This window comes from Petropleomorpha daqingensis, from assembly GCF_013408985.1.
In the GTDB taxonomy this organism is placed as follows: domain Bacteria; phylum Actinomycetota; class Actinomycetes; order Mycobacteriales; family Geodermatophilaceae; genus Petropleomorpha; species Petropleomorpha daqingensis.
Genome location: NZ_JACBZT010000001.1, coordinates 837,852 through 864,095, shown reverse-complemented (window position 1 = coordinate 864,095; position 26,244 = coordinate 837,852). Strand labels below are relative to the sequence as shown.

Genomic DNA, 26,244 nt, shown 5'->3' with positions numbered 1-26,244 from the left:
CCGGGATGACCGCGGTGGCCGGGACGACGGTGGCCGAGCTCATGGCCGAGCTGGCCGCGCTCGAGGACCCCAGGATCCGCGAGGTCAACGCCCGGCACGGCGACGACCACGGCGTGAACCTGACCACGCTGCGCGCGATCGCGACCCGGCTGAAGACCCAGCAGGACCTCGCGCGCGAGCTGTGGGGGACCGGTGACACGGCAGCGCGACTGCTCGCGCTCCTCATCTGCCGGCCGAAGGCGTTCGGGCGAGACGAGCTGGACGCGATGCTGCGCGACGCGCGGACGCCGAAGGTGCACGACTGGCTCGTGAACTACGTGGTCAAGAAGAACCCGCACGCCGAGGAGCTCCGGCAGGCCTGGCTCGCCGACCCGGACCCGGTGGTCGCGAGCGCCGGCTGGGCGCTGACCACCGAACGCGTGGCGAAGAAGCCCGACGGCCTCGACCTGCCGGGGCTGCTGGACGTCGTCGAGGCGGAGATGAAGGACGCCCCGGACCGCCTGCAGTGGGCGATGAACCACTGCCTGGCCCAGATCGGGATCGAGCACGCCGAGCTCCGCGCCCGGGCGATCGACATCGGCGAGCGCCTGGAGGTGCTCAAGGACTACCCGACGCCGCCGAACTGCACGTCGCCCTTCGCGCCCGCCTGGATCACCGAGATGGTGAGCCGGCGAGGCTGAGCAACGGGCTGTCAGGCGCGGGTCTGCACGTGCCAGCGGACCGGACCCGTCATCAACGGCACCGCCTGGCCGAGGAAGGCCAGCGCCAGCACGACGGCGTGCGGATCGTCGAGTGAGGCGAGGCCGTAGACGACGGCGCCGACGAGCGCGGTCACGATGACCACCCCGCGCGCCGCACGACTGCGCCGGCGGAAGACGACCCACAGCAGGACGCAACCGACCGCGAACCAGAGGACCGCCGCCGCCGGGTTGCCGTCGCCGTAGTCGGTCAGCAGTGCCTGGACCGCCAGGAACGCGCCGGACAGGAGCAGGAGCGCACGAACGCCCGACGGGCGGTCTGCGGCGTCCGAGACGGTTCCGTCGTGGTTCGGGTTCTGAGCCGGGCTGCGCACGGGCGCATCATGCGCCAGACGGAGGTTTCCTGAGGCCTCCTACTCTCTGAGCCCGCCCGATCAGGTCACGCCGACGGGTGGCGAGACGGGAGAAGGGTCAGCCTTCTGACGTGCTGTTGGGAATCGACGTCCGCCGCCTCATCGCTGCACCTTCCCCGTCGTCCGGAGGTGGTTCGAGCCCCGTCGTGTGGATCGTCGTCGTGGTCGGCATAGTCACAGCGGGGACCACGTTGATCCCCCGGCGACGGCGGTAGGCGAGGCCAAGGCACAACGCGCACTGAGCGGTGAACACCTGAGGCCCAGAACTGGCCAGGAAACGGGCCTCTGGCGTTCAACGCTTCCAACGGGGACGCGTCGCGACGCATCGCGGCGAAGGCTCAGATCTGCGCGGTCAGCTCCACCGCGATGCCGTCGGGATCGAAGACGGCGAGGAAGGCCAGCCCCATCGCCGGCACCTCCCGGATCGGTCCGTGATCGATGCCCCGCTCGTCGAACACCCGCATCGCCGCGTCGAGGTCGTCCCGGCTCGCCACGCCGAAGCTCAGGTGGTCCAGTCCCACCCGGAACGGGTCGAAGCGGTCGTCGGCGTTCGTCGCGTCGACCGGGCGCAGGCCGATCATCACGCCCGCGTTCATCAGCACGACCCCGCCCTGCAGGGCGTCGGCGACCAGCCCGTCGGGGTCGTCGTCCGGAGGACCCGGCAGCGCCACCTGGAAGCCGAACACGTCCTCGTAGAACGCCCGCGACCGGACGACGTCGGTCACGGTGAGCCGGATGTGGTGCGGTGCCCCGACCTGCAGCGGGCTGCTCATGGCCGCACGCTAGGCCCGGTCCCCAGCGGCGGGAAGAAGCCCGCGTGTCAGGCTGTTGTGCGGACGAACGGGCGGCCACGGGCCGCTGACGTGAACCGCAGGAGGAGCCACCGTGTCCTTGCCACCCCTGGTGGAGCCCGCCGCCGATCTGTCGATCGACGAGGTCCGCCGGTACAGCCGCCACCTGATCATCCCGGACGTCGGGATGGACGGGCAGAAGCGGCTGAAGAACGCCAAGGTGCTCGCCGTCGGCGCGGGCGGCCTGGGCTCGCCGGTGCTGATGTACCTGGCCGCCGCGGGTGTCGGCACGCTCGGGATCGTCGAATTTGACGTCGTCGACGAGTCGAACCTGCAGCGCCAGATCATCCACGGCGTCTCCGACGTCGGCCGGTCCAAGGCCGAGAGCGCGCGCGACTCGATCCGGGAGATCAACCCGCTGATCGACGTCCGGCTGCACGAGACGCGGCTGGACAGCGACAACGTGCTCGAGATCTTCAGCCAGTACGACCTGATCGTCGACGGCACCGACAACTTCGCCACGCGCTACCTGGTCAACGACGCCTGCGTGCTGCTGGACAAGCCGTACGTGTGGGGCTCGATCTACCGCTTCGACGGCCAGGTCTCGGTCTTCTGGAACGAGCACGGCCCGAACTACCGCGACCTCTACCCGGTGCCGCCGCCGCCCGGCATGGTGCCCAGCTGCGCCGAGGGCGGCGTGCTCGGCGTCCTGTGCGCGACGATCGGCGCCATCCAGGCCACCGAGGCGGTCAAGCTCATCACCGGCATCGGCGAGACGCTGCTCGGCCGGCTGATGGTCTACGACGCCCTGGAGATGACCTTCCGCACGATCAAGGTGCGCAAGGACCCCGAGGCCGAGCCGATCACCGGGCTCATCGACTACGAGGCGTTCTGCGGCGTCGTGTCGGAGGAGGCCCAGCTGGCCGCGGCGGGCTCGACGATCACCGTCGACGAGCTCAAGGACATGATGGACGCCGGCAAGGACTTCGAGCTGATCGACGTCCGCGAGCCGAACGAGTACGAGATCGTGTCCATCCCCGGCGCGAAGCTCATCCCCAAGGACGAGATCCTCTCCGGCCGGGCGCTCGCGCAGCTGCCCAACGACAAGCCGATCGTGCTGCACTGCAAGACCGGTGTGCGCTCGGCCGAGGCGCTGGCCGCGGTGAAGAACGCCGGCTTCCGGGACGCCGTCCACGTCCAGGGCGGCGTGACCGCCTGGGCGACCCGCATCGACAAGACGCTGCCCACTTACTGAGCGTCATCGAAGGCCCGGCTCGACTCCCCCGGGGAGACGAGCCGGGCCTTCGCACGATCTACTGAGGCCCATGGCCGAGATCGCACCCACCGAGCTCCTCGAACTGTTCCAGCGCGCCCAGGCGTCCTTCACCGATCGCGTCGACGCGATCGAGCCCGGGCAGTGGGAGGACGAGGCGCTGCCCGAGTGGACGGTGGCCGACCTGGTGGCGCACCTGGTCACCGAGATGCTCTGGGTGCCGCCGCTGGTCGCCGGCGAGCCCTACGCCGAGGGCCGGTTCCCCGACGCCACCACCGACCTGCTGGGCGACGACCCGATGGTCGGCTGGGAGTCGGCCGCCGACGGTGCCCTTTCGTCCTTCGCCGAGGACGACGCCCTCGAGCGCACCGTGCACCTGGAGCGCGGCCCGACCCCGGCGACGCAGTACATCCTCGAGCTGATCTCCGACCTCACCGTGCACTCGTGGGACCTGGCCCGCGCGATCGACGCCGACACCGAGCTCGACGGCGAGCTGGTCACCGCCTCGCTCCTGATCGGCGAGGCGCTGCCGGACGACGGTGTCCCGGGGTACTACGAGCCGCCGCTGGACTCCTCGCCGTCGGCCTCGCCGCAGCAGCGGCTCCTCGCGCGCTTCGGCCGCCGGCCGCTGTAGGCGCGGTGGACCCGCTCGACGTCGACGAGGCGGTGTTCGACGTCGTCGAGCGGATCCCGCCCGGCCGGGTGAGCACCTACGGGGCCATCGGGCGGCTGGTCGGCGTGGGTCCGCGGCGGGTGGCGCGGGCGATGTCGACCGGCGGCGGCGCCGTCCCGTGGTGGCGGGTGCTGCGCGCGGACGGCACGCCGGCCGAGCCGGTCCGCGTCCGCCAGCTCGAGCTGCTCGCGGGGGAGGGCGTGCCGGTGCGCGACGGCCGGGTCGACCTGCGCCGGGTCGGCTGGCCCGACTGACCGATCAGCGGGCCGGGGTCAAGGGCCGGATCGGTCGGGCGCGGACCTTGCGCCGGATGCGGCGTGCGGTCACGGCGGCGGCCTCCTGGGCGAGCTGACGGGCGGCGACGACCGATGCCGGCTCGGTGATGTCCACTCGAACTCCGTTCGTCGGTGCGTGCAGCGACGACACGCACGTTCCTCGCTCGGTCTGGCGAAACCCTGATGACGTCCTGCAGAGGCGCTGAGGGCTACAGCAGATACCAACGGAGTGACATTTCCCGAGGTCACGCCGCCGTGCCACACGCGCCCCACCCGTCACAGGGGTGCGCAGAAGTGTCGGGACGCCGTGCTTCCATCGCAGGCGTGGCAGCCCGGGGGACCGCGACGGAGACCGCGGGACCGGTCTACCGCCTCGTCGCCGGCGAGCCGGTGCGCGCCGCTCGCCCGGTGCTGGACCCGACCCAGCAGGCGGTCGTCGACCACCCCGGCGGTCCGCTGCTCGTCCTCGCCGGACCGGGCACCGGCAAGACCACGACGATCGTCGAGGCGGTCGCCCGGCGGATCGACGACGGCGTCGACCCCGAGCAGATCCTCGTCCTGACCTTCAGCCGCAAGGCCGCCGCCGAGCTGCGCACCCGCGTCACCGCGCGGGTCGCCCGCACCATCCGCGAGCCACTGGCCCGCACGTTCCACTCCTACGCGTTCGGCGTCCTGCGCCGCGCCGCGATGCTGCGCGGCGAACCGCCGCCCCGGCTGCTGACCGCCGCCGAACAGGACGCCGTCGTCGCCGAGCTGCTCCGCGGTGACGTCGAGGAGGAGGGCGCCGTCCGCTGGCCGGCCGAGCTGGCCCCGGCCCTGGCCACCGCCGGGTTCCGCGCCGAGCTGCGCGACCTGCTGCTGCGGGCCACCGAGCGCGGCGTCGGGCCCGAGCAGCTGGTCGCCTGGGGTCGCGAGCTCGGTCACCCGGCCTGGGTGCACGCCGCGGCGTTCCAGGAGCAGTACGAGACCGTCACCGCCTTCGCCACCGCCGCGCGCGGTGACGCCTCCGGCTACGACCAGGCCGAGCTGGTGCGCGCCGCGATCGCCGAGCTCGAGGACGACGACGAGCTGCTGCGCCAGGAGCGCGACCGGGCCCGCTGGCTGTTCGTCGACGAGTACCAGGACACCGACCCGGCGCAGGTCGAGCTGCTGCAGCTGCTCTCCGGCGGGGGCGGCAACCTGGTCGTGGTCGGCGACCCCGACCAGGCCATCTACGCCTTCCGGGGGTCCGAGCCGCGGGGCATCGGCGAGTTCCCCGAGCGCTTCCGGCACCGCGACGGCCGCGTCGCCGACCGCGTCTCGCTCGGTGTCTGCCGGCGCTCCGGCGAGGAGCTGCTGCGGATCAGCCGGCGGATCGCCGAGGGGCTGCCCGGGCCGTGGGAGCACCGGCGGCTGGCGGCGGGGGAGCGCACCGAGCCAGGGGCCGCCGAGGTGCACGTGTTCGGGTCGGCCGCCGTCGAGGCCGCCTACCTCGCCGACCTGCTGCGCCGCGCGCACCTGCTCGAGGGCGTGCCGTGGTCGGAGATGGCGGTCGTGGTCCGCAGCGCGGTCGCGCTCGCGCCGCTGCGGCGGGCCCTGGCCCAGGCCGGGGTGCCGGTCGCCGTCTCCGCCGACGACCTGCCGCTGGCCGCGCAGCCGGCGGTGGCGCCGTTCCTGTCCGCGATCTCCTCGCTGCTGCCCGCCGGGCCCGGCCGCCCTGCGCCCGCCGGCCTCGACGAGCCCGCCGCCGAGGCGCTGCTCGCCTCGCCGCTGGGCAGCGCGACCGTCCTCGACCTGCGGCGGCTCCGCCGGGCGGTCCGCATCGTCCTCAACGGTCGCGGCGTCGACCCGGCCGAGAAGAACGCCCCGCTGGCCACCGCGCTGGCCGACGACACGCTGCTCGACGAGCTGCCCGAGCACGTCGCCCGGCCCGCGCTGCGGGTGGCCGGCGTCCTCGCCTCGGGCCGGGTCGCCCTCGCCGACGGCGGCACCGTCGAAGACGTGCTCTGGGCGATGTGGCAGCGCAGCGGCCTGGACCGCAAGTGGGCCCGGGCCAGCGCCGCGGGCGGCCCCACGGGCGCCGTCGCCGACCGCGACCTCGACGCCGTCGTCGCCCTCTTCGACGCCGCCGCCGGCTTCGTCGACCGGCTGCCCTCGGCCGACGCGCGCGCCTTCCTCGACCACATCTCGGCACAAGAGCTGCCCGGCGACACCGGCGCCGCCCGCTCCCTGCAGGCCGAGACGGTCCGGCTGCTCACCGCGCACGCGTCCAAGGGCCTGGAGTGGGACCTCGTCTGCGTCGCCGGGGTGCAGGAGGGGGTCTGGCCCGACCTCCGCGATCGGACGACGCTGCTGGCGTCCGAGGAGCTGATGGAGCGGGCCGCCGGCCTCGACGCCCCGACGGTCGACCGGCGCACGCTGGCGCTCGCCGAGGAGCGGCGGCTGTTCTACGTGGCGTGCACCCGCGCCCGGAAGCGGCTCGTGGTCAGCGCGGTCGAGGGGGCCGTCGACGGGCCGGACGCCGGCGCCGCGGCCTCCCGTTTCCTCGACCTCGTCGAGCCGCCGCCGGCCGACGGTCGCCCGCACACCGAGCTGCCCCGCTCGCTGACCCTGTCCGCGCTGGTCGCGGCGCTGCGGCGGACGGTCACCGACCAGCACGAGACGCCCGCGCGCCGGTCCTCTGCCGCCTCCGTGCTCAGCCGGCTCGCCGGCGAGGGGGTGTCCGGGGCCGACCCCTCGACCTGGTGGGGCCTCGCTCCGCTGTCGGACGACGCCCCGCTCGTCGACCCGGGAGAGGCGGTCCGGGTCCGCCCGTCGGCGATCGAGGGCTTCCGCACGTGCCCGTTGCGCTGGGTGCTCGGCGCGGTCGGCGCGGAGGCGGCGCCCGACACGAACCGCACCGTCGGCACCGCGGTGCACCAGGTCGCCCAGGCGGTCGCCGAGGGGCTGGCGCCCGAGCAGGCCGACGCCGTCCTCGACACCGAGCTGGACCGGCTCGACCTCGGCCCGGGTTGGGCCGACCAGCGGCAGCGCGACGCCGCCCACGAGATGCTCGACCGGTTCGTCGCCTGGCACACCCGCAACCCGCGGGAGCTCGTGGCCGCCGAGGCCGACTTCTCCGTGCAGGTCGGCCGGGCGCGGATCAGCGGCCAGGTCGACCGGCTGGAGCGGGACGACGACGGCCGGCTCTACGTCGTCGACCTCAAGACCGGCAAGTCGACGCCGTCGGCCGACGAGCTCGCCGAGCACGGGCAGCTCGCGGCCTACCAGGCAGCGATCGCCTCGGGTGCGTTCGGCGAGCACGGCAGCGAGGCCGGTGGGGCCGCGCTGCTGCACATCGGGTCGGGGAGCAAGGCCAAGGAGGCCGCCCAGGAGCCGCTGCCGGCCGACGTCCCGGTGACCGAGACGTGGGCCGGTGAGCTGCTCGCCACCGTCGGCGAGGGCATGGGCGCCGGCAGCTTCGAGGTGCGCACCGGCAGCTACTGCGACCGCTGCCCGTCGCGGCGCAGCTGCCCGCTGCACGAGCGGGGCCAGCAGGTGACGCAGCGGTGAGCCTCGACCAGCTGTCCTTCGACGACCTGTTCGAGGAGGAGCCGGACGAGGCCGCCGCACCCGAGCTGCTGAGCCCGGCCGAGGTCGCCCGGCGCTGCGGGCTGTCCTACGCGCCGTCGGACGAGCAGGCGCGGGTCGTCGCCGCCCCGGCCGACCGGCCGCTGGTCGTCGTCGCCGGCGCCGGCTCGGGCAAGACCGAGACGATGGCCGCCCGCGTGGCCTGGCTGGTGGCCAACCGGGTCGTCGAGCCCGAGGCGATCCTCGGGCTCACCTTCACCCGCAAGGCGGCCAGCGAGCTCAACGAGCGGGTGCGGTTGCGGCTGGGCGCGCTGGCCCGCCACCCCGACACCGACGCGGAGCTCCGCGAGCGGCTCGGGCTCGCGCTGCCCACCGTGTCGACCTACCACGGCTACGCCGCCTCGCTGGTCGCCGAGCACGGGCTGCGGATCGGCATCGAGCCCGGCGCCGGCGTCCTGGGCCCGGCCATGTGCTGGGGGCAGGCCGCGGCCGTCGTCGGCTCGTGGACCGGCGACATGACCGACGTCCCGCTGAGCCTGCTCACCACCGTCGAGGACGTGCTGGCGCTGTCGGCCGAGCTCGGCGAGCACGACGTCACGCCGGCCCAGCTCGCCGCCTGGACCGAGCGGTTCGAGCGGCGGGTGCGCGGCTACGCCGACGCCGGGCGCAAGCGCGGCGTCTACGCCGCGGTGCAGCAGGTGATCGACCGGCAGCGCGCGCGGGCCGCGCTGCTGCCGCTCGTCGAGGGGTTCCAGGCCCGCAAGCGGGCGGCCGGCGCCATCGACTACGCCGACCAGGTCGCCTACGCCGCGAAGGTCGCCGTCGCCGCCCCGGAGGTGAGCCGCCGCGAGCGGGCCCGCTGGAAGGTCGTGCTGCTCGACGAGTACCAGGACACCAGCGTCGGGCAGCTGCGGATGCTCGAGGCGCTCTTCGGCGGCGACACCGGGCACGCGGTGCTCGCCGTCGGCGACCCCCGCCAGTCGATCTACGGCTGGCGCGGCGCGTCGGCCGGCACGATCGAGCGCTTCCCGCGCACCTTCCCGGGGTTGCCCGGGCGGACCGCCGAGCGGTTGACCCTGGCCACCAGCTGGCGCAACGACCGCGCCGTCCTCGCCGTCGCGAACGCGGTCGCGGCGATGCTGCCCGAGCCCGAGGTGCCGCTGCCCGACCTCACCGCCGCGCCCACCGCCGGCGCCGGCGCGGTGGAGGTCGGCCTCTACGACACCATCGCCGAGGAGACGCAGGCGCTGGCCGACCGGCTGGCCGGCTGCTGGCACGCCGAGGACGGCGCGCGGCCGACGATCGCCGTCCTGGCCCGGGCGCGCAAGCAGTTCCACGGCATCGCGACCGCGCTGCGCGAGCGAGGGGTTCCGGTCGAGGTGGTCGGCCTGGGCGGGCTGCTCGCCGTCCCCGAGGTGTCCGACGTCGTCGCCACCCTCACCGTGCTGGTCGACCCCAGCGCCGGAGACGCGCTCGGCCGCCTGCTCACCGGCGCGCGGTGGCGGATCGGCCCGCGCGACCTGGCCGCGCTGAACAACCGTGCGCGGGCGCTGGTCCGTGCCCGGCACCCGCAGCCCGACGACGACGGCCCGCAGGAGCGCGGCAGCATCGTCGAGGCGCTCGACGACCTCGGCCCGGCCGACGCGTACTCGCTGCCCGGGTACCGCCGGATGCGCCGGCTCGCCGGTGAGCTGGCGCACCTGCGCGTGCGCATCGGGGAGTCGCTGCCCGACCTGGTGGACGAGGTGGCCCGCACGCTGGGGCTGGAGACCGAGCTGGCCAGCGCACCCGAGGTCAGCCCGGCCGGTGCCCGCGCGCACCTCGATGCGCTGCACGCCGTCGCCGCCGAGTTCGTGGAGCTGGCCGAGCTGCCGTCGCTGCCGGCGTTCCTGGCCTACCTCAAGGACGCCGAGGAGCGCGAGCGCGGTCTGGAGCCGGGCGAGGTCGCCGTCAACCCCGAGGCCGTCCAGCTCCTGACCGGCCATTCGGCGAAGGGCCTCGAGTGGGACGTCGTCGCCGTCCCCGGGATGACCGTCGACCAGTTCCCGGCGAAGACCGACACCAGCGACTCGTGGATCAAGGACCCCGGTGCGCTGCCGGCCGAGCTGCGGCTCACCGACCGCGAGGAGCTGCCGGCTCTGGTGCTGCCGCCGCCGGGCTCCGGCGACCAGGCCGACGTGAAGAACGCGGTCGAGGACTACGTCCAGTCGTGGAAGGACTTCGGCACCGGTGAGGAGATCCGGCTGGGCTACGTCGCGGTCACCCGCGCTCGGCACCTGCTGATCTGCTCGGGCAGCTGGTGGCGCGACGGCAAGAACGTGTGCGGGCCGTCGTCCCTGCTGCACACCGTGCACGAGGCCTGCGAGGGCGGTGCCGGCACGGTCATGCACTGGGCCCCGGCGCCGGACGACGACGCGACCAACCCCGCGCTGGAGGAGTGGCCGGTCGGCATCTGGCCGGCCGATCCGCTCTCCGCCGGCCGCCGGCGGGCGCTCACCGCCGCCGCCGAACTGGTGCGGTCGGCCGCGCCGCACCCGCTGGACACCGAGCGCCTCGGCGAGCAGGACGACGAGATCGAGCAGTGGATCCGCGACGCCGACCTGCTGCTGCGCGAGCGGGCGGCGCACGCCAGCCCGACCGTCGACGTCCCGCTGCCCTCTCACCTGTCGGTCTCGGCGCTGGTGACGCTGCGCCGAGACCCCGGTGAGCTGGCCCGCCGGCTGCGCCGCCCGATGCCGGCCGCACCGGCGCCACAGGCCCGCCGCGGCACGGCGTTCCACGCCTGGCTGGAGGAGCGGTTCGGCTCGGCGCGGCTGCTCGACCTCGACGAGCTGCCCGGCTCCGGCGACGAGCTCGCCGCCCCGGACGGCGCCCTGGCCGAGCTGCAGGACGCGTTCCTGGCCAGCGTCTGGGCCGACCGGCAGCCGGTCGAGGTCGAGGTGCCGTTCGAGACGCCGCTGGGGCCGTTGACCCTGCGCGGGCGGATCGACGCGGTCTTCGCGACCCCCGACGGCGGGTTCGAGGTCATCGACTGGAAGACCGGGCCGCCGCCGCGCGGGGCCGAGCTGGCCGCCGTCGGCGTGCAGCTGGCCGCCTACCGGCTGGGCTGGTCGCGGCTCACCGGCGTGCCGGTCGAGCGGGTCAGCGCCGGTTTCCACCACGTCGCGGCCGACGTGACGCTGCGGCCGGTCGACCTGCTCGACGAGGCCGGCCTGCTCGCGCTCGTCTCCGGCACCGCGCACGACGAGGAACCCCCGGCGCCGGACCCCGAGGACTACTGACCCTCGCGGTGTCGTCGGGACCCTCGCGTTGCACCGCGTGGTCCGGAGCCACATCGCGAGGGCGACGCTGGGGTCGCCGACGGGTCAGGTCGAGGCGATGCGGTCCAGGATCGCGGTCACCAGCTGCTCCGGCGCCTGCTCAGGGATCCAGTGCGTGATCCCGGCCAGCTCGACGAACCGGTAGTCGCCGCTCACGTGGTCGATGCAGGCCTCGGCGGCGGTGCGGCCGATCGCGACGTCGCCGTCGCTCCACACGTACGTCGTCGGCACCTCGACCGGGTCCACCCGGATCGCCGAGCTCATCGCCCGGTACCAGTTCAGCGCCGCGGTCAGCGCGCCCGGCGCGGAGAGGACGGCGACGTACTCCTCGACCGCCTCCGCGGGGACGCCGGTGGTCTCCTCGGGGCCGAGCATCCGGCGGATCCGTCGCAGGTCGTCCTCGAGCAGCACCTCCTCGGCCTTGCCGGCCTGCCAGAACAGCCGGATGTAGCCCGAGCGCTCCTTCTGCTCCGGATCGGCGCGGAAGGCGGCGGTGTAGGCCGCCGGGTGCGGCACCGACACCGCGGTCAGCGAGCGCACACGGTCGGAGTGCCACGCGGCCAGCCCCCACGCGACCTGCGCGCCCCAGTCGTGCCCGACGACGTCGGCGCGCGGGATCTCCAGCGCGGTCATCAGGTCGGCGGTGACCTGCGTCAGGTTGGTCAGCGCGTACGCGTCGACCTCCGCCGGCCGGGCACCGGGGGAGTAGCCGAGCTGGTCCGGTGCATAGGTGCGCAGGCCCGCCTCGGCCAGCAGCGGCGCCACCTTCGCCCAGGACGCCGACGTCTCCGGGAAGCCGTGCAGCAGCAGCACCGGCCGTCCGTCGTCCGGGCCGTCGACGCGGAGGTCGAAGGTCAGGTCACCGACATCGACCTTGAGGAGCTCAGCGGGCATGGCCCGGACGTTAGCTGCCGCCGCGAGCACGGCTACGGTCGGAGACCGTGACCAGCCCCGAGCGCGAGTACGTCCGGTCCCACCTCGACGACCTCCACGCCGACCTGGACGCCTGGCTGCGCATCCCGTCGATCTCGGCCGATCCCGCGCTGGCGCCCGAGGTGGCCCGCAGCGCCGAGTGGCTGGCCGAGGCGCTGCGCCGGATCGGCTTCCCGACTGTCGAGATCTGGCCGACCCCCGGTGCGCCCGCCGTCTACGCCGAGTGGCCCTCGGCCGACCCCGGCGCGCCGGTCGCGCTGGTCTACGGCCACCACGACGTGCAGCCGGTCGACCCCCTGGAGCTGTGGGTGCACCCGCCCTTCGAGCCGACGGTGGTCGAGGGCGCCGACGGCCCCGAGCTGCACGCCCGCGGCGCCATCGACGACAAGGGCAACGTCGCCATGCACCTGCTCGGCATGCGCGCCCACCTCGCCGCCACCGGCCGCGACACCCCCGCGGTCACGGTCAAGCTGCTCATCGAGGGCGAGGAGGAGTCCGGCTCACCGCACTTCGCCGACCTGCTGCGCGAGCGCCGCGACCGGCTCGACTGCGACGTCGTCGTCGTCAGCGACACCGGCATGGCCGCCCCGCACCTGCCCAGCGCGGTGACCTCGATGCGCGGCCTCGCCGACGCCGAGATCACGCTGCGCGGACCCGCCGTCGACCTGCACTCCGGGTCCTTCGGCGGCGCCGTCCCCAACCCGCTGCACGCCCTGGCCGAGCTGCTGGCGAGCCTGCACGACGACAAGGGCCGGGTCACCCTGCCCGGGTTCTACGACAAGGTCCGCCCGCTGTCCGACCGCGAGCGCGAGCTGATGAGCCGCGTGCCGTTCGACGAGGCCGAGTGGCTGGCCGGCCCGGCGGCGGGCTCGGTCGCGGCCGGGGAGGCCGGGTTCAGCACCCTCGAGCGGCTCGGCGCCCGGCCCACCGGCGAGGTCAACGGCATCTGGGGCGGCTACCAGGGGCCGGGCCACAAGACGATCATCCCGGCCGAGGCGCACGCCAAGCTCACCTTCCGGCTGGTCGCCGACCAGCGGCCGGAGGACGTCGCCGAGCAGGTCAAGGCATGGGTCGAGGCCAACCTGCCCGAGGGAGTCGAGGCCGAGGTGCACGCGCCGCCCGGCGGCGTCGCACCGTGCGCCAGCGACCTGGACTCGCCGTGGATGGCCGCGCTGCTCACCGCGATCGCCCAGGCCTGGGACGGCGCCCCGGACGACGTGCTGTTCCTGAAGGAGGGCGGCAGCGGGCCGGAGGCCGACCTGGTCGAGCAGCTCGGCGCGCCGCTGGTCTTCCTCGGCGCCGGCCTGCCCACCGACCGGATCCACTCGCCCAACGAGCGGGTGCTGCTGTCGATGCTGCACCGCGGCGCAGAAGCCGTCGCCCACCTGTGGCGCGAGCTGGCCGGTGTCCGCCGGGGCTGAACAGGGGTCGACCGGTCCGCGCTTCGGCGCGTACCGGTTGCTGCGGCTGCTCGGCCAGGGCGGCATGGGCCAGGTCTGGCAGGCCCACGACGACGAGCACGACCGGGAGGTCGCGCTCAAGGTGCTCGGCGAGCCGTGGGCGGCCGACGAGGTGTACCGGGAGCGGTTCCGCCGCGAGGCCCGGGTGGTCGCCCGGCTGCGGGAACCGCACGTCGTCCCGATCCACCGCTACGGCGAGATCGACGGGCGGCTGTTCCTCGACATGCGGCTGGTCGAGGGGGAGAGCCTGGCCGCCCGGCTGGCCCGCGAGGGCGCGCAGCCGCCCGCCTTCGCCGTCGAGGTGGTCACCCAGGTCGCCGCCGCGCTCGACGCCGCGCACGCCGACGGCCTGGTGCACCGCGACGTCAAGCCGTCCAACGTGCTGCTCGCCCGCGGCGGGACGTTCGTGTACCTCGTCGACTTCGGCATCGCCGCGACCGCCGAGGACCCGGCCACCCCGCTGACCGGCACCGGCCTGGCGATCGGCAGCGCCGGCTACATGGCGCCGGAGCGCTTCGACGGCCGGCTCTACGACCGGCGCAGCGACGTCTACTCGCTGGCCTGCGTGCTCACCGAGCTGCTCACCGGCCGCACCCCGTTCCTCGCCCCGGACGCCGCCGGGCTCATGTACGCGCACCTGCAGCAGCCACCGCCCCCACCCGGCGCGCTGCGCCCCGGGCTGCCGCCGGGCATGGACGACGTCGTGCTGCGGGGCCTGGCCAAGGACCCGGCGCAGCGCTGGGACAGCGCCGGCGAGCTGGCCGCGGCCGCGAGGGCCGCGCTGGAGACCGTGCCCACCCGTTCGGCGACCGCCGTGCAGCCCGCCCCGCCGGCGCAGCCGGTTCCGCCGCCACCCGGTCGTCGCCGCTGGTGGCTGCCCGTCGCCGCCGCGCTGCTGGCGGCGATCGCCGTCGCCGGCTGGCCGCTGTGGGCGCTGGAGGCCCGCGACGAGGGGAAGGCCGCCACCGACGCCCAGCAGCGGCTGCTGCGCGAGTACCTGCCGGACGACGTCGGCGACTGCACCCGCGCCGAGGGCACCGGCGCTGCGCTCACCGCGCTGGGCTGCGGACCGGCCACCTCCGACGACGGCCCGACCGAGGCGCGGTACGTGCTGTACTCCGGGGGCGCCGCCGCCGACTCCGCCTTCGACGCCGACATCGGGCACCGCGAGCTGCCGTCCATCGAGTCCTCCAGCGACTGCTCCGACGGGCCGGGCGCCTTCACCTGGCAGCGCGAGGACGCCGACGGCAACGACGTCCCCGCCGGGCGGTTCGCCTGCTACGTCGACGACCAGGGCGACACGGTGGTCACCTGGACCGTCAGCGACCAGGGCTTCCGCGCGGTGGTCCAGAAGCGCGGCGGCGGCGAGGACGGCCTCGGCGCCCTGGCCGGCTGGTGGGACTCCCACGCGACCTGATCGGCGGGGAAGGACTCCTGCCCGGCCCGCACCACGACCTACAGTTCAGGCGTGAGCGAGCCCGGTACACCGGCGCCCGGCTGGTACCCCGACCCGGACGGCGCGCCCGGCTACGTGCGCTGGTGGAACGGCGTGAGCTGGTCGGACGTGACCACGCCGGCGGGTCCCGGCGTCACCGTGCAGCGGTCACCGGTGCTCGCGCCGCCGGCGCCGAGGTCGACGGGGACGTCGTCCTCGGGCACGCTGGCCTCCCCGGAGCGGCCGCAGCGGCCGTTCCCGAAGGGCCTGGTCGTCGGGCTGTCGCTGGTCGCGCTCGTCGTCGTCCTCGTGGTCGCGCTGGTCAACGGCTCGAACGACGGCGCGACCCGGATCGCCGACCCGCCGGTGTCCTCGCCGGCGGTGCCGCCCGGCCCGACCTTCGCCCCGGGGACGACGCGGATCTTCGACAACACCTCCGGGCTGTCCTACCCGTGGCTGGGGGAGAACTGGCTGGAGTGGAATCTCTGGGGCGAGTACGAGACGACCGCCGTCGCCGGTCAGTACTTCGTCACCCAGGACCACCTGCCCGACTCCGGCGAGGTCTTCATCGCGCAGGTGACGTCCGGTCCGCTCGCCGACGGACTCGGCTGGGCCGGACCGTCGACGCTGCAGAGCACCACGGAGCAGGTGGGCGACAGCGTCCGCGGCAACTACTACCCGGCGCCGAACGAGCGCGAGGTACGCCGCGACGAGGCGCGCACTGTCGACGGGCACGCCGCCTGGCTCTACGAGTTCGACCTGACCTGGCACGTGGCCGGCTACGACTCCACCGGCGAGCGAGCCGCGCTGCTGCTGGTGGACGTCGGTCGCCACGCGCCGGCGCTGCTCTACATCTCGATCCCGAACACGCACGCCGAGCTCTACGGCGTCATCGACCAGGTCATCGAGAACGTCCAGGTGCTCTGAGCGTGGATCAGGTTCCCTGATCAAATGCTGTCCCCCCGCATCAACGCTGCTGCAGGAGGACAGCTTTCGATCAGGTGACCTGATCAAACGCTGTCCGCAGGAGACCGGGACGGCGGGGCACCGCACCGCGCGGTTAGTGTCGCTGCCGTGACAGCAGCTGGGGCCGAACTGACTCTGCGGCACCCGGTGGAGCGCTTCTCGCTCGACAACGGGTTGCGCGTCGTCCTCGCTCCCGACCGCAGTGTGCCGGTCGTGGCGGTCAGCGTCTTCTACGACGTCGGCATGCGCAACGAGCCCGAGGGCCGCACCGGTTTCGCCCACCTCTTCGAGCACATGATGTTCCAGGGCTCGGCGCACGTGCCGAAGATGGAGCACGCGCGGCTGGTCCAGGCGGCCGGGGGGACGTTCAACGGCTCGACCCACCAGGACTACACGAACTACTTCGAGGCGCTGCCCGCCGAGGCCCTCGAGCGCGCGCTGTTCCTCGAGGCCGACCGGATGGCCGCCCCGGCGATCACCGAGGAGAACCTCCGCAACCAGATCGACGTGGTCAAGGAGGAGATCCGGGTCAACGTGCTCAACCGGCCCTACGGCGCCTTCCCGTGGCTGCAGCTGCCGCAGATCGCGTTCGAGAGCTTCGCCAACACCCACGACGGCTACGGCTCGTTCGTCGACCTGGAGTCCTCGACGGTCGACGACGCCGCGGACTTCTTCTCCACGTACTACGCCCCGGGCAACGCCGTCCTGTGCATCGGCGGTGACCTCGACGTGGCCGAGACCGAGGAGCTGGTCCGCCGCTGGTTCGGCCCCGTGCCGGCCCGGCCGGTGCCGCCGCTGCCGCCGACCGGCGAGCCGTCGCCGACCGGCCCCCGTCGCGGCGAGGTCGAGGACCGGCTCGCCCCGGCGCCCGCGGTCGCGGTCGGCTGGCGGGTCCCGGACCCGGTCGGTGACCTCGACACCTACCTGGGCACCGTGCTGCTCTCCGAGCTGCTCAGCGAGGGCGACGCCTCGCGGTTGGAGCGCCGCCTGATCCACGACGACCGGATCGCGATCGCGCAGAGCAGCTACGTCGGGCTGTTCGGCGACCCGTTCGACGTCCGCGACGCCACGCTGCTCACCACCCAGGTGCACCACCCGGCCGCCGTCGGGGTGGACACGGTGCTGGCCGCCGTCCACGAGGAGATCGCCAAGGTGGCCCAGGACGGCGTCCCGGCCGACGAACTGGCCCGCGTGCAGGCCCGCACCGAGGCCCAGCTGCTGCGCCAGGCCGACTCGGTGCTCGGCCGCACCCTCGGCTTCGCCGCCGCCGAGCTGATCCACGGCCGCGCGGAACTGGCCGGCGAGCTCGCCGCCCGGCTGGCTGCCGTCACCCCCGAGCAGGTGCAGGCGGCGGCGCGGGGACTCGATCCGGACACCGCGGCGGTCCTCGAGCTGCGCGCGACCGGGGGTGCCAAGTGAGCACCGCCCTCGACCTGTCGCTGATCCCGCCGCTCGGCGAGCCCCGGCCGCAGCCGGTCCCGGAGGTCACCGAGACCGTGCTGCCCAGCGGCCTGCGGGTGGTCGTCGTCCCCCGGCCCGGGGTGCCGCTGGTCGAGCTGCGGCTGCGGGTGCCGTTCGCGGCGACCAGCGCCCGCAGCGCCGCCACGCACACGGCCCGCACCGCCGTCCTCTCCGGGGCCGTGCTGCTCGGCACGGCCGCGCACGACCAGACCGAGATCGCCCAGCTGCTGCAGGGGCACGGCGCCGAGCTGTCGGTGTCGGCCGACCCCGACCGCCTGCTGCTGTCCACGACGCTGCTGCCCGAAGGGCTGGCGCCGGTGCTCGGCGTGCTGGCCGAGCTGCTGACCAGCGCGGCGTACCCGAACGACCAGGTCGAGGGGGAGCGCGCCCGGGTGGCCGAGCGGATCTCCATCGCCCGCTCGCAGCCCGGCGTCATCGCCCGGACGGCGCTGGCCGCCCGCCGCTACGGCGCCCACCCCTACGCCCTGCAGCTGCCCTCGCCCGACCTGGTCCTGGCGGTCCGCAGCACCGCGCTGCGGACCCTGCACCGCGACCGGCTGGTGCCGGCCGGCAGCACGCTCGTGCTCGTGGGTGACCTCGATCCGCAGGCCGCGATCGACGCCGCCGGGTCGGCGCTGACCGAGTGGTCGCGCGAGGGGGAGGCGGTCACCGCCCCGGACGTGCCGGCGATCGCCCCCGGTGCCCTGGAGATCGTCGACCGCCGCGGCGCGGTGCAGTCGAACATCCGCCTCGGCGGCCCGGCGCCCGGGCGCACCGACCCGGACCTGCCGGCGGTGCGGCTGGCGAACATGGTCTTCGGCGGCTACTTCTCCTCGCGGCTGGTGGAGAACATCCGCGAGCGCCGCGGCTACACCTACAGCCCGCGCAGCTCGGTGGACCACCTCGTCGCGTCGTCGTCCTTCCTGGTGGAGGCCGACGTCGCCACCGAGGTGACCGCACCGGCCCTGCTCGAGACGCAGTACGAGCTGGGGCGGATCGCGCTCACCCCGGTCACGGAGGCCGAGCTGGACGCCGCCCGTCGCTACGTGCTCGGCAGCATGGCGCTGTCGACGGCCACGCACGCGGGGCTGGCCAGCACGCTGTCGGCGCTGCTCGGCGCCGGGCTGCCCAGCGACTGGCTGGCCGAGCACCAGCGCGCGCTGGCCGAGGTCACCGTCGAGCAGGTGCAGGACGTCGCCCGCCGCTACCTCGCGCCCTCGGGGCTGACCGCGGTGGTCGTCGGGGACGCCGACGTGATCACCGAGCCGCTGCGCGCGCTCGGGCCGGTCGAGGTCGCCGCCGGCGAGGTGGAGGAATGACGGTCCCGGGCAGCACACCGGCCGACAACCCGCCGCCGTCGGTCACCCCTGTCACCGAGTCGGCCTGGCCGGAGTCGAGCCGGGCCACCACCGGCGCGATCCCGATCCTGTCCCGCTCGGGGCACGACCGCGGGCACCGGTGGCGCGACCTCGACGACCCCGCCCGGGGCCGGTCGGTCCGCGTGCTCACCGTCGACGACAAGCGCGCCGTTCCCGTGCACGAGGGCCCGAACGGCCCGGAGCTGGTGTGGGACGAGCAGCCCGAGCTGCCCCTCGGCGCGGTCTACCTCGGCGAGTCCGACGGCGTCTCCTACGCCGCGCAGCGCGGCGAGCGGGCGCTGACCGTGAACGGCCGGCCCGTGGACACCTGGACCGGGCTGCGGGAGATCGGCGCCGACCTCGGCGACCTCGACGCCGGGCTGCTCGCGCAGGCCATCGGCATCCTCGAGTGGCACGAGCGCAACCGGTTCAGCCCGCTGTCCGGCGCCGCGACCACGATCGAGAAGGCCGGCTGGGTGCAGCGCGACCCGGAGACCGGCGCCGAGATCTTCCCGCGCACCGACCCGGCCGTGATCATGCTCGTCCACGACGGCGGCGACCGGTGCGTGCTCGGCCGGCAGGCGGTGTGGCCGCCGGGGCGGTTCTCCATCCTCGCCGGGTTCGTCGAGCCGGGGGAGTCGGCGGAGGGCGCGGTCGCCCGCGAGGTGGCCGAGGAGGTTGGGCTGCGGGTCACCGACGTCCGCTACGTCGCCAGCCAGCCGTGGCCGTTCCCGCAGTCGCTGATGCTCGGCTTCACCGCCCGGGTGGACGGCGACGCGACGCTGCACCTCGACGAGGACGAGATCGAGGAGGCCCGCTGGTTCACCCGCGACGAGCTCCGCTCCGGCGCGGGGCCGCGGGCGCTGCCGCCGCCGGTGTCGATCGCCCGGTACATCATCGACCGCTGGGTCGAGGGCGACCTCTAGGCCAGTCGGCCGGCGACGATCAGCGCAGGCTTCTCCGGGTGGTCGGCGAGCACCACGGCGTCGGCCAGCGCCGCCGGGTCGACCTCGGCGTCGTAGCGGTCGAACGCGGGCAGTTCCCACGCGTCGCCGTCCGGGGTGCGGCGGCGGCGCGCGGCCGGGCTCATCCGCAGGTGGACGACGACGTCGAAGGCGAGCCCCAGCCCCTGCAGCAGCGCCCCGGCGACGAGCAGCACGCCGTCCGGGGGCATCGGCTGCCGGTCGGCGCGGGCGGCGCGGTCGCGGTCGACGTCCCACAGGACCGGCAGGTACTCGCCGCTGCCGCCGGGGCCGAGCGGGTCGAGCACCTCGCGGGCCAGCGCCCCGGCGTCGAGCCAGTCGGTGTAGCGCGCGTCGGGGTCGGTGCGCCCGTGCTCCAGCCGCAGGGACGCCGGCCGGTAGAAGCCGGACGCGGGGACGACGACGGCGGCCCGGCCGCGCGCCGGCAGCAGCGCGGCGACGGCCTGCGCGAGCACCTCGGGAGCGGCCGCCGGCGGGCCGTCGACGGCGACGCGCAGCGCGGTGGCACCGGGCTCGGGCGCGAGGTCGGCCAGCGCGGCGGCGAGGCGATCGGCCAGGGCGGCCGGGCTGAGCGGCTGCGGAGCGCTCAGGAGAGAGCTTCCCCGGTGGCGCCGGGTGCGGCACCGAACCGGGTACGCGGGTGCTCCGCGCGGCGCGCGAGCGGTGCGCGCGGCCGCGGTGCCGGCGCGGGTCCGGCCGCGGCCGGCTCGGCGTCGGGCACCGGGGCGATCGCGACCGGGGCGTCGGGCAGCGAGTCGAGCACCTCGCGGGCGAGCTCGACCACCGGGCGGCCCGACGAGCGCGCCTGCTGGCGCAGCCCTTCGAACGCCTCCCGGGGGCTGCACCCCTCGCGCTCGGCGAGCACGCCGATGGCCCGCTCGGTGGAGACGCGGGCGGCGAGGGCGTGCTCCAGCTGGGCGACGGTGCGCTCGAGCGCGGCGATGCGCGCGTCGCGCGGGTCCTCCGCCTCGGTGGGCGCGGGACCGCGGGCGGAGCGCCGGGCGGTGCGGTCGGGCTCGAGCTGCTGCCCGAGCTCGTCGGCGATCACGTCGGCGAGGGTCAGCCCCTCGAGCAGCCCCTCGACCGGCTCACCGCCGGCCGGGCACACCACCGACCAGCCGCGCGCGGTGCGCACCAGCGCGACCGGCGGCGAGTCGGGGAGCAGCGGAAGGGTCACGGAGTCCGGGCAGCCGGCCACGCCGGTCCGCTCGCTCCGCGCGTTCACCCCGGGGCCCTCCACCGTGTGGCCCGGCCGCAACGGCCGGACATGGGCGTGGCCGCGGTCGCGGCCCGCTCCGGGGCGATCTTGCCCCTTCGGGGGCCGCGGTCCAGGGATCACGCGCCGTTCAACCTCGATGACTGTGAGAGAGCAGCCTTGACCTGGTCGATGCTCGGGTTGGTCAGGGCGGTGCCGTCGGCGAAGACAAGAGTAGGCACCGTCCGGTTGCCGCCGTTGGCCGCCATGACGACGTCCGCCGCCGACTCGTCGACCTCGATGTCGACCTCGGCGTAGTCGATGCCCTCGCGCTGCATGAGCTTCTTGAGGCGGACGCAGTAACCGCACCAGGTGGTGGTGTACATCGTCACGGCGGACACGGCGGCAGACATCGGTGGGGATCCTCCCTGATTGGTTCGTCACGGGTCTACCTCGGGTTGTGCACGAGGTACCCGAACGGGGAAGAACAACGGCTCCCTGGGGATGCTTCCCGGACATGTCCCCGGCGGCTGGGAGGATCGAGGGCAGCGTCAGCAGAGGGGAGCGGGGATGCCGCCGATCGGTCCGAGCACGGACACCGTCACCGGTGCCGAGGTGGTGCTCGCCGGGCTGGACGACGAGCAGCGCACCGCGGCGCAGGCGGTCAGCGGGCCGGTCTGCATCCTGGCCGGCGCGGGCACCGGCAAGACCCGGACCATCACCCACCGCATCGCCTACGGCGTGCACCTCGGCGCGTACGTGCCCGAGCAGGTGCTGGCCGTGACCTTCACCGCCCGGGCGGCGGGGGAGCTGCGCGGCCGGCTCGCCTCGCTCGGGGTCGGTGGCGTCCAGGCGCGCACCTTCCACGCCGCCGCGCTGCGCCAGCTGCGCTACTTCGCCCCGCGGGTGCTGGGCGGGCCGCTGCCCGGGCTGGTGGAGAACAAGCTGCGGCTGGTCGCCTCGGCCGCCTCGCGTGCGCGGCTGTCCACCGACCGCACCAGCCTGCGCGACCTCGCCAGCGAGATCGAGTGGGCCAAGACCACGCTGGCCACGCCGGAGGACTACCCGGCCCGCGCGCAGGCCGCCGGCCGCGAGCTGCCGTTCGAGGCCGCCGCCGTCGCCCGCGTCTACGAGAGCTACGAGTCGGCCAAGCAGCGCGAGGGCGTCCTCGACTTCGAGGACCTGCTGCTGGTCACCGCCTTCACGCTCGAGGAGCACCAGGACGTCGCCCGGCAGGTCCGCGCGCAGTACCGGCACTTCGTCGTCGACGAGTACCAGGACGTCAACCCGCTGCAGCAGCGGCTGCTCGACGCGTGGCTGGGCGGCCGGGCCGAGGTGTGCGTGGTCGGCGACCCGAACCAGACCATCTACTCGTTCACCGGCGCCGACCCCGACTACCTGCTCGGCTTCGCCGACCGCTATCCCGACGCCGAGGTGGTCAAGCTCGAGCGCGACTACCGGTCGACCCCGCAGGTGGTCGGCCTGGCCAACAAGCTCATCGGCCAGGCGCCGCGGCGCAAGGGGCTGCCGGGGCTGCGACTGCTCGGCCAGCGCGCCGAGGGACCCGAGCCGGTGTTCCGGGAGCACCCCGACGAGCCGGCGGAGGCGGCCGCGGTCGCGGCCCGGTGCCGGGAGCTGATCGACGCCGGCCTGCCCGCGGCCGAGATCGCCGTCCTGTTCCGGATCAACGCGCAGTCCGAGGTCTACGAGAACGCGCTGACCGACGTCGGCGTCCCGTACGTGCTCAAGGGCGGCGAGCGGTTCTTCGAGCGGCCGGAGGTCCGCGAGGCGGTCGTCCTGCTGCGCGGGGCCGCGGCGGGCGGCAACGAGCCCGGCATGCTCGTGCCCACGGTCCGCGACGTCCTGGCCTCGATGGGCTGGGTGGAGCACCGGCCGCCGCCCGGCGGCGCCGCGCGCGACCGCTGGCAGTCCCTCGCCGCCCTCGTCGACCTCGCCGTCGACCTGGTGTCCGAGAACCCGTCGCTCGACCTCGCCGGGTTCGTCGCCCACCTCGCCGAGCGGGCCGACGCCCAGCACGCCCCCACCGTCCAGGGCGTGACGCTCGCCTCGATGCACGCGGCCAAGGGCCTGGAGTGGGACGTCGTCTTCGTCGTCGGCCTGGTCGACGGCGTGCTGCCGATCGCCCAGTCGCTGTCCCGGCCGGAGGCGGTGGAAGAGGAGCGCCGGCTGCTCTACGTCGCGGTCACCCGCGCCCGCGAGCAGCTGACCCTGTCGTGGTCGCTGTCGCGCAACCCCGGCGGACGGCGCTCGCGGCCGCGCAGCCGGTTCCTCACCGGCCTGGCACCGGAGTCGGCGCCCACGGCACCGCCGGCCCGCCGCCGGGAGAAGAAGCAGAAGGTCGTCCTCGAGGGCGAGGCGGGGGAGCTGTTCGAGCGGCTGCGCGCGTGGCGCAGCCAGGCGGCCCAGTCGGCCTCGGTGCCGGCGTACGTCGTCTTCACCGACGCCACCCTGCAGGCGATCGCGGAGAGCCGGCCGTCGTCCCTGCGGGAGCTGTCCGGACTGCCCGGCATCGGTGCCCGCAAGCTCGAGCTCTACGGCGAGGACGTCCTCGCCACGGTGAGCGGCTGACCGCAGAGGGCGACGGCGAGACGGTGCGGAGCCGGTTCGTCGACCCCTTCGGGGAACACTTCGTTAATTGCGTTGACCGTCACAACCCGCCCCCTTACTGTCCTTTCTGCGCTCGCGAGCACGTAGCGAGCGTCCAGACATGAGGCGGCCGACCGGCTGCGCTCCGACCCCGGGAAGGAGGGGGCACTGATGATCACCAACACCATCTCGTTCGCTCCCGCCTGGGTTCCCGGCACGGGGAGCGTTGTCGCGCGTCCGTACGCCTGCGCCACCGCCCTGCCGTCCCTGATCGCGCCTCTCGCGACTGCCCAGGGGACCCGTGTGCCCGCTGCCGGCATGGCGCGGCTCCGCGCGGAGGTCGCGGGCTTCGGCTTCGTTTCCCCGCTGGCTTCGCAGCACGACCCGATCAGCACCCAGAACGACGGCACCACCCCCCTCGGGATCCAACCCCCGGGGAGACCGAAGAGCTAACCGCTCGCCGGTCCTCCTCCGAGGCCGCGGAACCCGAGATCCGGGATCCGCGGCCTTTTACATGTCCGCGACTCCCGGCCCCGACCAACGGTCGGCGGGCCCCCGCCGGCCGTCGCAGGACGAGAACGAGGAGGAGAGCGGCAGTGCAGCAGACGATGGCCCACCGCCGTACCGGGCTCCCCCGGTCAGGTGGCCCCACCCCGAGACGACCGAGGCTTCCGCTGGCCCCGGCCCCGACCCGCCGGCCGCTGCCGTGCCGGGTCGAGGACCCGGAGCTGTGGTTCGCCGAGAGCCCGGCCCAGCTGGAGCTCGCGAAGAGCTTCTGCACCGACTGCCCCGTGCAGGCGGCGTGCCTGGCCGGCGCGCTCGACCGCGGCGAGCCGTGGGGTGTCTGGGGTGGCGAGATCTTCGAACGAGGCGTCGTGATCGCGCGCAAGCGCCCGCGGGGCCGTCCGCGCAAGGAGGTGGCGGCGTGAGGCACCAGCGACCGACCGAACCGATCCGCAGAACTTTTCCCGTCCGCCGTCCGGCGCTGCGGGACTCGAGACAGAAGGAACGATCATGAGCTACATCGAGCAGAGCCTGGTCCGCAGTCATCTCAGTGACCTGCGGGCCGACGCCGACGCGCACGCCCGCGCGCGTCGGGCACGTGCCGCCCGTCGGTGGGCCCGCCGCGCGGAATCCGCGTCGCGGCGCGCCGCCCGGGCCAGCGCCGCCGTCCGCTGACGGCATCCGAACGGCAGAAGTCGCGACTTCTGCCATCCTCCGGGGCCGGGCCCTGGACGCTCCCGGTGCGTCCAGGACCCGGCCCCTTCGCCTGCTTCCCGCGGCGGCCCGCGCTTGGCAGGGTGGGGACGTGGTCCCCGAGGAGCTCAGCTGCGCCGGGTGCGGTCGCACCGGCGCCGCCGCCGACGTCGTCACCGGCTGGTCGGTGAGCCGGCTGCCGCGGCCGGTCGGCAGCGACGCCCCGCGCACCGCCGAGCAGGAGCAGCTGACGATGCACTGCCCCGACTGCGCCCGCCGCCACGTCCGCGACCTGGAGGCACGGCTCGATCCCTAGGGACGGCCCGCGCTACTTCTCCACGAAGCCGGGCAGCCACTCCGCCAGGACGCTGCGGAAGTCGCCCGCCGAGTCGAGCTGGCAGAGCACCCCGATCGACCCGATCGTCACGCGGTGGATGAGCAGGTACGCCGGCGGCAGGTTGAGCTGGCGGCCGAGCCGGCTGGCCTCGTTGCGCGGATCGGCGATCCGGGCCGCCTGCTCCTGCATCCACGCGCGGGTGAAGTGGAAGGAGTCGGTCTCGATCGGCTCCAGCAGCGGCCGCAGGTAGTTCAGCACCGCCTCGGCGTCGACCTCGACGCCGGTCCGCACGAAGCCCTCGACGCGCAGGTCGGCGAGCACCTCGTCGGCCCGGCCGGCCAGCGCCCAGCGCAGCAGCCGGCCGATCGGCTCGGGGTGCCCGTCGGGCAGCCGCGCGGTCGCGCCGAAGTCGATGACGCCGAGCCGGCCGTCGTCGAGGAGCCGGAAGTTGCCCGGGTGCGGGTCGGCGTGCAGCAGCCCCGCCCGCTCGGGACCGGAGAAGTGCAGGACGGCGAGCAGGTAGCCGGCCCGGTCGCGCTCCTCCCGGGAGCCGGAGGAGATGACCCGCGACAGCGGGGTGCCCTCCAGCCACTCCGAGACGATCACCTTCGGCGCGCTGGCCACCACCCGCGGGACGACGATCTGCTCGTCGCCGACGTAGGCCGCGGCGAACTGGCGCTGCGCGTCGGCCTCCAGCCCGTAGTCGAGCTCCTCCACGACGCGGGCCTTGAGCTCGGCGATGAGCGGCTTGACGTCCATGCCGGGGAACAGCGCGGCGAAGACCCGGGCGAACCGGGCGAGCTGGTTGAGGTCGGCCATCAGCGCGGTCGCGGCGCCCGGGTACTGGATCTTGACCGCGACGTCCCGCCCGTCGCGCCAGGTGGCGCGGTGCACCTGCCCGATGCTCGCGGCGGCCGCCGGTGCGTCGTCGAAGTCCTTGAACCGGTCCCGCCACCTGCCGCCGAGCTGCTGGGCGAGCACCGCGTGCACGGTGCGCACCGGCATCGGCGGTGCCTCTTCCTGCAGCTTGACCAGGGCCTCGCGGTAGGGCGCGGCGACCTCGTCGGGCACCGCCGCCTCGAAGACCGAGAGCGTCTGGCCCAGCTTCATCGCGCCGCCCTTGAGCTGCCCCAGGACGGCGAACAGCTGCTCGGCGGTGCGCTGCTGCAGCTCCGCGGTCACCGCGTCGGCCGGCCGGCCGGACAGGCGCTTGCCGATGCCGAGCGTGGCGCGACCCGCGGCGCCCAGCGGAAGGGACGCCAGGCGAGCGGTCCGCGAGACCGATCCCCTCGGGATCCCCCGTCCGTCGTCGCTCACACA

Annotated in this window: 25 protein-coding genes; 17 read left to right on the top strand and 8 right to left on the bottom strand. The window is 74.8% G+C overall.

What is annotated here, in order from left to right:
- Window positions 1–5: 5 nt before the first annotated feature.
- The gene (locus tag GGQ55_RS04225; protein ID WP_179715265.1) at window positions 6–680 is read left to right on the top strand and encodes a DNA alkylation repair protein; all 675 of its coding nucleotides are present in this window, start codon (window positions 6–8) and stop codon (window positions 678–680) included.
- 11 nt (window positions 681–691) lie between these two features.
- Here the strand turns inward: GGQ55_RS04225 and GGQ55_RS04220 are convergent, their stop codons facing one another.
- Window positions 692–1,072 carry a hypothetical protein gene (locus GGQ55_RS04220; protein ID WP_179715264.1) on the bottom strand — a complete coding sequence of 127 codons (381 nt, stop codon included), beginning with the start codon at window positions 1,070–1,072 and terminating at the stop codon, window positions 692–694.
- 377 nt (window positions 1,073–1,449) lie between these two features.
- Window positions 1,450–1,884, bottom strand: coding sequence for a VOC family protein (locus tag GGQ55_RS04215; RefSeq protein ID WP_179715263.1), 435 nt, complete (start codon window positions 1,882–1,884; stop codon window positions 1,450–1,452).
- 112 nt (window positions 1,885–1,996) lie between these two features.
- Between GGQ55_RS04215 and moeZ the strand changes: the two genes are divergently transcribed.
- The 3 genes from moeZ (at window position 1,997) to GGQ55_RS04200 (ending at window position 4,102) form a co-directional block, all read left to right on the top strand.
- Window positions 1,997–3,157: an adenylyltransferase/sulfurtransferase MoeZ gene (gene moeZ, locus GGQ55_RS04210; RefSeq protein ID WP_179715262.1), complete on the top strand. Its 1,161-nt coding sequence runs from the start codon at window positions 1,997–1,999 to the stop codon at window positions 3,155–3,157.
- Between the two features lie 70 nt (window positions 3,158–3,227).
- Window positions 3,228–3,809, top strand: a complete 582-nt coding sequence (locus GGQ55_RS04205; protein ID WP_179715261.1) for a TIGR03086 family metal-binding protein — start codon at window positions 3,228–3,230, stop codon at window positions 3,807–3,809.
- 5 nt (window positions 3,810–3,814) lie between these two features.
- A complete protein-coding gene (locus GGQ55_RS04200) occupies window positions 3,815–4,102 on the top strand; it encodes an MGMT family protein (protein WP_179715260.1) in 288 nt (95 codons plus the stop codon).
- A gap of 4 nt (window positions 4,103–4,106) precedes the next feature.
- Here GGQ55_RS04200 and GGQ55_RS27555 read toward each other — a convergent pair whose 3' ends face one another.
- On the bottom strand, window positions 4,107–4,238 hold the full coding sequence (locus GGQ55_RS27555) for a hypothetical protein (RefSeq protein WP_281371286.1): 132 nt from the start codon (window positions 4,236–4,238) through the stop codon (window positions 4,107–4,109).
- Window positions 4,239–4,447: 209 nt separating this feature from the next.
- Between GGQ55_RS27555 and GGQ55_RS04195 the strand changes: the two genes are divergently transcribed.
- Window positions 4,448–7,654, top strand: coding sequence for an ATP-dependent helicase (locus tag GGQ55_RS04195; protein ID WP_366488709.1), 3,207 nt, complete (start codon window positions 4,448–4,450; stop codon window positions 7,652–7,654).
- Window positions 7,651–10,953 (top strand): ATP-dependent helicase, encoded by a 3,303-nt coding sequence (locus tag GGQ55_RS04190; protein WP_179715258.1) that lies wholly within the window; start codon window positions 7,651–7,653, stop codon window positions 10,951–10,953. The genes GGQ55_RS04195 and GGQ55_RS04190 overlap by 4 nt, the downstream gene beginning before the upstream one ends.
- 84 nt (window positions 10,954–11,037) lie before the next feature.
- Here the strand turns inward: GGQ55_RS04190 and GGQ55_RS04185 are convergent, their stop codons facing one another.
- Window positions 11,038–11,886 (bottom strand): alpha/beta fold hydrolase, encoded by an 849-nt coding sequence (locus GGQ55_RS04185; RefSeq protein WP_179715257.1) that lies wholly within the window; start codon window positions 11,884–11,886, stop codon window positions 11,038–11,040.
- 47 nt (window positions 11,887–11,933) lie between these two features.
- Here GGQ55_RS04185 and GGQ55_RS04180 point away from each other — a divergent pair, with 47 nt between their 5' ends.
- From GGQ55_RS04180 to nudC, 6 genes are all read left to right on the top strand, one after another.
- The gene (locus tag GGQ55_RS04180; RefSeq protein WP_179715256.1) at window positions 11,934–13,346 is read left to right on the top strand and encodes a dipeptidase; all 1,413 of its coding nucleotides are present in this window, start codon (window positions 11,934–11,936) and stop codon (window positions 13,344–13,346) included.
- Window positions 13,330–14,802, top strand: coding sequence for a serine/threonine-protein kinase (locus GGQ55_RS04175; RefSeq protein WP_179715255.1), 1,473 nt, complete (start codon window positions 13,330–13,332; stop codon window positions 14,800–14,802). Before GGQ55_RS04180 ends, GGQ55_RS04175 begins: the two co-directional genes overlap by 17 nt.
- Before the next feature lie 51 nt (window positions 14,803–14,853).
- Complete coding sequence (locus tag GGQ55_RS04170; RefSeq protein ID WP_179715254.1) at window positions 14,854–15,747, top strand: DUF2510 domain-containing protein; 894 nt, start codon at window positions 14,854–14,856, stop codon at window positions 15,745–15,747.
- 147 nt (window positions 15,748–15,894) lie between these two features.
- Window positions 15,895–17,205 carry a M16 family metallopeptidase gene (locus GGQ55_RS04165; protein ID WP_179715253.1) on the top strand — a complete coding sequence of 437 codons (1,311 nt, stop codon included), beginning with the start codon at window positions 15,895–15,897 and terminating at the stop codon, window positions 17,203–17,205.
- Window positions 17,202–18,566 carry a M16 family metallopeptidase gene (locus tag GGQ55_RS04160; protein ID WP_179715252.1) on the top strand — a complete coding sequence of 455 codons (1,365 nt, stop codon included), beginning with the start codon at window positions 17,202–17,204 and terminating at the stop codon, window positions 18,564–18,566. The genes GGQ55_RS04165 and GGQ55_RS04160 overlap by 4 nt, the downstream gene beginning before the upstream one ends.
- A complete protein-coding gene (gene nudC, locus GGQ55_RS04155) occupies window positions 18,563–19,531 on the top strand; it encodes an NAD(+) diphosphatase (protein ID WP_179715251.1) in 969 nt (322 codons plus the stop codon). Before GGQ55_RS04160 ends, nudC begins: the two co-directional genes overlap by 4 nt.
- Here the strand turns inward: nudC and GGQ55_RS04150 are convergent.
- From GGQ55_RS04150 to GGQ55_RS04140, 3 genes are all read right to left on the bottom strand, one after another.
- Window positions 19,528–20,043 carry a nucleoside/nucleotide kinase family protein gene (locus GGQ55_RS04150; RefSeq protein WP_366488706.1) on the bottom strand — a complete coding sequence of 172 codons (516 nt, stop codon included), beginning with the start codon at window positions 20,041–20,043 and terminating at the stop codon, window positions 19,528–19,530. The genes nudC and GGQ55_RS04150 overlap by 4 nt on opposite strands.
- Before the next feature lie 131 nt (window positions 20,044–20,174).
- A complete protein-coding gene (locus GGQ55_RS04145; RefSeq protein WP_366488705.1) occupies window positions 20,175–20,813 on the bottom strand; it encodes an ANTAR domain-containing protein in 639 nt (212 codons plus the stop codon).
- Window positions 20,814–20,923: 110 nt separating this feature from the next.
- Window positions 20,924–21,196: a mycoredoxin gene (locus GGQ55_RS04140; RefSeq protein WP_179715250.1), complete on the bottom strand. Its 273-nt coding sequence runs from the start codon at window positions 21,194–21,196 to the stop codon at window positions 20,924–20,926.
- A 157-nt stretch (window positions 21,197–21,353) separates the two neighbouring features.
- On the opposite strand from GGQ55_RS04140, the gene GGQ55_RS04135 reads away from it, so the two are divergent.
- From GGQ55_RS04135 to GGQ55_RS04115, 5 genes are all read left to right on the top strand, one after another.
- Complete coding sequence (locus GGQ55_RS04135) at window positions 21,354–23,372, top strand: ATP-dependent helicase (RefSeq protein ID WP_179715249.1); 2,019 nt, start codon at window positions 21,354–21,356, stop codon at window positions 23,370–23,372.
- Between the two features lie 189 nt (window positions 23,373–23,561).
- A complete protein-coding gene (locus GGQ55_RS04130) occupies window positions 23,562–23,843 on the top strand; it encodes a hypothetical protein (RefSeq protein ID WP_179715248.1) in 282 nt (93 codons plus the stop codon).
- Window positions 23,844–23,986: 143 nt separating this feature from the next.
- On the top strand, window positions 23,987–24,319 hold the full coding sequence (locus tag GGQ55_RS04125) for a WhiB family transcriptional regulator (RefSeq protein ID WP_366488703.1): 333 nt from the start codon (window positions 23,987–23,989) through the stop codon (window positions 24,317–24,319).
- Between the two features lie 85 nt (window positions 24,320–24,404).
- Window positions 24,405–24,569: a hypothetical protein gene (locus GGQ55_RS04120; protein WP_179715247.1), complete on the top strand. Its 165-nt coding sequence runs from the start codon at window positions 24,405–24,407 to the stop codon at window positions 24,567–24,569.
- 130 nt (window positions 24,570–24,699) lie between these two features.
- Window positions 24,700–24,903, top strand: a complete 204-nt coding sequence (locus GGQ55_RS04115; RefSeq protein WP_179715246.1) for a hypothetical protein — start codon at window positions 24,700–24,702, stop codon at window positions 24,901–24,903.
- Between the two features lie 12 nt (window positions 24,904–24,915).
- Here the strand turns inward: GGQ55_RS04115 and GGQ55_RS04110 are convergent, their stop codons facing one another.
- Window positions 24,916–26,241: an ABC1 kinase family protein gene (locus tag GGQ55_RS04110; RefSeq protein ID WP_366488700.1), complete on the bottom strand. Its 1,326-nt coding sequence runs from the start codon at window positions 26,239–26,241 to the stop codon at window positions 24,916–24,918.
- Window positions 26,242–26,244: the final 3 nt, after the last annotated feature.

Coding starts and splice junctions, on each gene's coding strand:
- GGQ55_RS04225 (WP_179715265.1), top strand. CDS start 6: ATGACCGCGGTGGCCGGGACGACGGTGGCCGAGCTCATGGCCGAGCTG.
- GGQ55_RS04215 (WP_179715263.1), bottom strand. CDS start 1,884: ATGAGCAGCCCGCTGCAGGTCGGGGCACCGCACCACATCCGGCTCACC.
- GGQ55_RS04205 (WP_179715261.1), top strand. CDS start 3,228: ATGGCCGAGATCGCACCCACCGAGCTCCTCGAACTGTTCCAGCGCGCC.
- GGQ55_RS04185 (WP_179715257.1), bottom strand. CDS start 11,886: ATGCCCGCTGAGCTCCTCAAGGTCGATGTCGGTGACCTGACCTTCGAC.
- nudC (WP_179715251.1), top strand. CDS start 18,563: ATGACGGTCCCGGGCAGCACACCGGCCGACAACCCGCCGCCGTCGGTC.
- GGQ55_RS04140 (WP_179715250.1), bottom strand. CDS start 21,196: ATGTCTGCCGCCGTGTCCGCCGTGACGATGTACACCACCACCTGGTGC.
- GGQ55_RS04135 (WP_179715249.1), top strand. CDS start 21,354: ATGCCGCCGATCGGTCCGAGCACGGACACCGTCACCGGTGCCGAGGTG.
- GGQ55_RS04130 (WP_179715248.1), top strand. CDS start 23,562: ATGATCACCAACACCATCTCGTTCGCTCCCGCCTGGGTTCCCGGCACG.
- GGQ55_RS04120 (WP_179715247.1), top strand. CDS start 24,405: ATGAGCTACATCGAGCAGAGCCTGGTCCGCAGTCATCTCAGTGACCTG.